The 4952-nt window shown below is 59.4% G+C and carries 3 protein-coding genes and 1 pseudogene; 2 read left to right on the top strand and 2 right to left on the bottom strand.

The features are described from left to right. Positions 1–200 precede the first annotated feature (200 nt). The gene (locus AWB68_RS42655; RefSeq protein WP_087650135.1) at positions 201–959 is read right to left on the bottom strand and encodes an SDR family oxidoreductase; all 759 of its coding nucleotides are present in this window, start codon (positions 957–959) and stop codon (positions 201–203) included. Positions 960–1272: 313 nt separating this feature from the next. On the opposite strand from AWB68_RS42655, the gene AWB68_RS42650 reads away from it, so the two are divergent. Both AWB68_RS42650 and AWB68_RS51785 read left to right on the top strand, forming a co-directional pair. Next, on the top strand, positions 1273–2235 hold the full coding sequence (locus tag AWB68_RS42650; RefSeq protein ID WP_087650134.1) for a 2-hydroxyacid dehydrogenase: 963 nt from the start codon (positions 1273–1275) through the stop codon (positions 2233–2235). A gap of 280 nt (positions 2236–2515) precedes the next feature. Beyond that, a pseudogene (locus tag AWB68_RS51785) lies at positions 2516–2628 on the top strand (DDE-type integrase/transposase/recombinase); the annotation flags it as partial. Between the two features lie 478 nt (positions 2629–3106). Here the strand turns inward: AWB68_RS51785 and garD are convergent. Next, positions 3107–4693 carry a galactarate dehydratase gene (garD, locus tag AWB68_RS42635; protein ID WP_087650132.1) on the bottom strand — a complete coding sequence of 529 codons (1587 nt, stop codon included), beginning with the start codon at positions 4691–4693 and terminating at the stop codon, positions 3107–3109. Positions 4694–4952: the final 259 nt, after the last annotated feature.

The following is a 4952-nucleotide window of genomic DNA, read 5'->3' as shown; positions in this document are numbered from 1 at the left end:
ATGCCCAGCGCCGACCGGTCCACGTAATTGAGGATGGTTGCCATGAGCAACATCGAGAGCACGACGTACCGGACCCTGGAGCGTTTCGTAGTATCCACGTAAGCCAGGTTTAGCGGCGGCAATGTTTGTTCCTCTACGACTTTCATCGGTGTCTCCATAACATTAGCCTGTTATTCTTTTTAATGTGGCAGAAGGGCGATTTATCCGCGGCCGACGAACGGCATGGCGCTCGCCATGATGGTCATGTTGAGAACATTGACTTCGAGCGGAAGAGTAGCCATGTGTACAACCGCATTCGCCACGTGCGTCACATCCATCCTTGCTTCCGGCGCCATGCGTCCATCCGCTTGCAGCACGCCGCGGTTCATGCGTTCCGTAAGTGATGTGGCCGCGTTGCCGATATCAATCTGGCTGCAGGCGATGTTGAAGGCGCGTCCGTCCAGCGCGATCGATTTGGTGATGCCAGTGACGGCATGTTTCGTTGCCGTATAGGCGATGGTGTGGGGTCTCGGCGAGTGGGCGGAGATCGAACCGTTGTTGATGATTCGGCCGCCTTGAGGGGACTGCGCTTTCATCAATCGATAAGCGGCCCGAGCGCACAGGAAGACGCCGGTCAGATTGGTGGCCATGACATCGTTCCAGAAGCCGACCTCGTAGTCTTCCAGGGGGACGGCCCCCGCGTTGCGGCCTGCGTTGTTAAAGAGCACGTCGAGCCGGCCAAATGTTTCGGCGATTTGCGAAAACGCGTGCTCGACCGATGGCGCGTCGGCAACGTCGGCCTGGAATACATACGCTTCTGCGCCAGCAATGCCGATTGCCTCCTTTGTTTCCAGCAGAGGCTCGGCTCTGCGCCCGATCAGCGCGACGGTGAACCCAGCGTTGGCGAGCGCCACGGCGGCGGCGCGGCCGATGCCGGAACCGGCGCCCGTGACCGCTGCGAATTTCTTCGATGCAGGCATTTCATCTCCTCTCGACAACTCAATTGAACACGGAATCGAGAGTCGCATTCGCGCCAGACGTTGAGCAATCTTGATTCATTGAATCAACATCAAGAGGCCTTGCCGGTGGGGCTCGCATAGGGTTTTCCTGATACCCGCGTTGCGGGTAGCGAGAAGGACGAGGGGCGTAGAACGAAACCGGTCGCAATGCGTAGGATGCGTCGCGGCGAATAAGGGGGCAATCATTTCCGATGAGTTGATTTATTTAATCAACATTGACGGCCCGGTCTGCGGTTTCGTAGTCTCTCGACGTCTCTCCATCAAAGGAAAAATCATGTCGAAAAATAACCGCACCAAACTGTTGATTGCGCGAAAGGTTCCCACGGCGGTGGCGACCCGCGCCGAGGCTGAATTCCACGCTTTCGTGACCGAGTCCGATATGGATTCTTGGTCTGTCGTCGACTTCTGCAACAAGCATGACGTGCCGGCCGTTCTGATCGGAAAGAAGTCCGGTTTGCAGGCGGAGCACATTGCCGCGCTGCCCTCGACGGTCAAGATCATTGCGAACGCGAGCGCAGGCTTCGATCACATGGATGTAGCGGCGGCCCGTGAAAGGGGAATCGTCGTCACGAACGCACCCGATGCGTTGACCGAGTGTACGGCCGATTTCTCCATGCTGCTCTTGCTGGCTGCGTGCCGTCGCGCGTCGGAATACGAACGGATCATGCGCAACGGATGGGGCAAATCGTTCGGCATGACCGAGATGCTGGGTACGCGCATAAATGGTAAGACGCTCGGCATCGTCGGATTCGGGCGCATTGGACGGGCAGTCGCTAAGCGTGCGCAGGGATTCGGCATGCGCGTGATCTACACGGACATGCACCGTGCGGCCCCGTCGCTGGAAAATGGCGCGACCTTTTATGCCACTCTCGACGAAATGCTGCCGGACTGCCAGGTGCTCACGCTGCACGTGCCGGGTGGGGGTATCCCGCTCATGAGGAAAAGAGAGTTTGGACTCCTCCCCGCAGGCGCAATTTTTGTCAACGCGGCGCGTGGCGGCCTGGTGGACGAAGATGCGCTTTATGACGCCCTGACTTTAGGTCATCTGTTCGGCGCGGGTCTGGACGTGTACCGGAACGAGCCCAATATCGACAAGCGCTTCGCCGAGCTCGACAACGTGTTCCTGACGCCACATATGGCCAGCGCAACAATCGAGACCCGCGACCAGATGGGCTTTACGGCGCTGGACAATGTTGCCGCCGTGTTGGCAGGGCGGCCTGCCTCGAATCCTGTCTAAGGCTCGGCCTCATCGGCACTGTTAGCGTTGCGACGCCAGTCGAATGAACACCCGCTGGGATGGTACGCCTATTGTGAAGCAAACTGACGGCGGGACGGATGCAGCAAGCAACCTTCAAGTGCACCCATCTCAATTGCCGTAGAATTCCGCAATACGCCTGAGAAGAATTTGTGCCACCGGCTGTCGACAGATGCCTTTGTAGAGGCTTGAGCCGTATGCGCCTAAAGGCGCACGTACGGTTCTTAGGGGGCCGTACCGCAGCAATGCGGTACGGCTACCCGACCAGGACCATCGGGCCATCAAACGCCGCCCCGACCAATGCTCGGTTTCAAGGATTTCAACTGCGCGCGCGTCATTCTGAGTGGCATCGAATTGATGGACATGATCAAGAAATGACAGGTGCAATGTTCGGGCAACACCCCGCTGTCTGCGCCCGCCAATTTTACTCGTTGGTTTCATTCGACAACTTGCGTAACAACATGTATCTCGCGTCGGAGGCGATCCGGCTGATGGAAAAAGCCAAGCAAACCGTGTTTGCACGGGAAAACCGAGCGATTGTCGACGTCCGACATGGAGGGCCCGCGGCTCTTACGATGAGCTGAACAGCTTACGGTGCGCCCTCTACGCTTGCATGAAACCTTTGTGGCTCTTTTGAATTTGGAGGGACATCTCGTGATAAGCCGATAGGGAACCCAATCCGGTCTGCGAACGAGGCCCTCGCGCGCCTCTTTCATCAGGGTCAAGCCGCCGAGCATGACCGGCTATAGTACAACGGTCCCTCACCTTCTCACGTGACGCCGGCAAGGCAGCATGGCAACAACAAAATCCGCATTTTTGTGCTTGCGCAAAATGGAGACGCCCTTGTAGTACCTTAGGTCACCGGCGCTGGATTAAACAGAACCAGCGCGTTATGCAGCTTCAGCTTCTCCGCACAGGTCTTTCTCCGGCCGCTCGCGACTTCGAGCATCAGCCTGAACAACTCCCAACCGACGTCTTCAATCGACGCCTCGCCGGTCGCGATCGTCCCGGCGTTAATGTCCATCAAATCGTGCCAACGGCGCGCGAGATCGGAGCGCGTCGCGACCTTGATCACTGGCACTTCGGCGAGGCTGTAAGGCGTGCCGCGACCGGTGGTAAATACATGCAGGTTGATACCCGCCGCCACCTGCAAGGTCCCGCAAATAAAATCGCTAGCCGGCGTCGCCGCGTAAATCAGCCCTTTCTGCTTGACCTTCTCCCCCGGCGAAAGCACGCCGGAAATCGCCGAGTTACCCGACTTGATGATCGACCCCATCGCCTTCTCGACGATATTCGACAGTCCGCCCTTCTTGTTCCCCGGCGTCGTGTTCGCGCTGCGATCGGCGCTGCCGCGCTTCAGGTAATCGTCGTACCACTGCATCTCGCGGATGATCGCCGCCGCCACTTCCGGATTCGCCGCACGGCTCGTCAACTGATCGACGCCATCGCGCACTTCTGTTACCTCGGAGAACATCACGGTGGCGCCCGCGCGCACCAGCAGATCGGTGGCGAAACCGACCGCCGGATTCGCCGTGAGCCCCGAGAACGCGTCGCTGCCGCCGCACTGCACGCCAATCACAAGGTCGGCCGCCGGACACGTCTCGCGACGCCGGTTGTTCAGCCGGTCGAGATGCCGCTCTGCCATCTTCATGATCGACGCGATCATCGACTGGAAGCCGACGTGTTCCTCATCCTGCAGCACAACGACGTCGCCGTTCGCATCCGCGCCGACGTCGCCGATGTCGGCCACGTCATCGACGGCCGTGGTCACAATTGGGATCGTGCCCGGCGGCATCAGACGCTCGGGCTGCAGCTTCTCGCAGCCGAGGCTCACCATCATCACTTCGCCGCCGAAGTTCGGATTCAGGCTGATGTTGCGGACAGTGCGGATCGGAACCATCGCGTCGGGCGCGTCGATCGCAACGCCACAACCGTATGTGTGCCCAAGACTCACGACGTCGTCGACGTTCGGATAGCGCGGCAACAGTTCGGCCTTGATACGCGTGACCGCGTGCTGCACGACATCGGCGACACACTGCACGGTCGTGGTGATCGCGAGGATATTGCGCGAGCCAACCGTGCCGTCGGCGTTGCGATAACCCTCGAACGTGAAGCCTTCGAGCGGCGGCATTTCGGGCGGCTTGATGGTCGCGATCGGCAGTCCCTCCAGGCCCGGCGGGCTCGGCATGCGGATCACGTGCTCGTTGATCCAGCTGCCCTTCGGCAAATTCTTGAGCGCGTAGCCGATCACCACGTTGTAGCGGATGACTTCATCGCCCTCGGCGAGGTCCGCCAGCGCGACCTTGTGTCCCTGCGGCACGCGCTCGCGCAGCACAAGGCCGTCGGCGAACGTGGCGCCTTCGGGAAGCCCGCCGTCGTTGACGACGATTGCAACGTTGTCTTGGGGATGAACGCGTATGTAAAGGGGAAACTGGGTCATTTCATCCTCTGAGCGGCAGGTGGTGAAGTACATGGGTCATATGTCATCCTATGATTTTGACGAAAGCACCCGCCGTCTAGGACGCGGTGAGTAACAGTTCATACATGCGGTCGCTTATGAAAAGCGAAGCGGCGCCGGCGGGCGCCGCCTGACAAGCTAGCCGGCATCTTAAGCTGCCGGACCTAGGAGTGTGCGCGGCAGAAATCTGATGTCATCGGACTGGGCGGTGCAAGCGTTGTTAGCAGATGAGAACAAGCTA

Source organism: Caballeronia choica (genome assembly GCF_001544535.1).
Taxonomy (GTDB): Bacteria; Pseudomonadota; Gammaproteobacteria; order Burkholderiales; family Burkholderiaceae; genus Caballeronia; species Caballeronia choica.
This window is presented reverse-complemented; position numbering and strand designations above follow the sequence as displayed.

Coding starts and splice junctions, on each gene's coding strand:
- AWB68_RS42650 (WP_087650134.1), top strand. CDS start 1,273: ATGTCGAAAAATAACCGCACCAAACTGTTGATTGCGCGAAAGGTTCCC.
- AWB68_RS42655 (WP_087650135.1), bottom strand. CDS start 959: ATGCCTGCATCGAAGAAATTCGCAGCGGTCACGGGCGCCGGTTCCGGC.
- garD (WP_087650132.1), bottom strand. CDS start 4,693: ATGACCCAGTTTCCCCTTTACATACGCGTTCATCCCCAAGACAACGTT.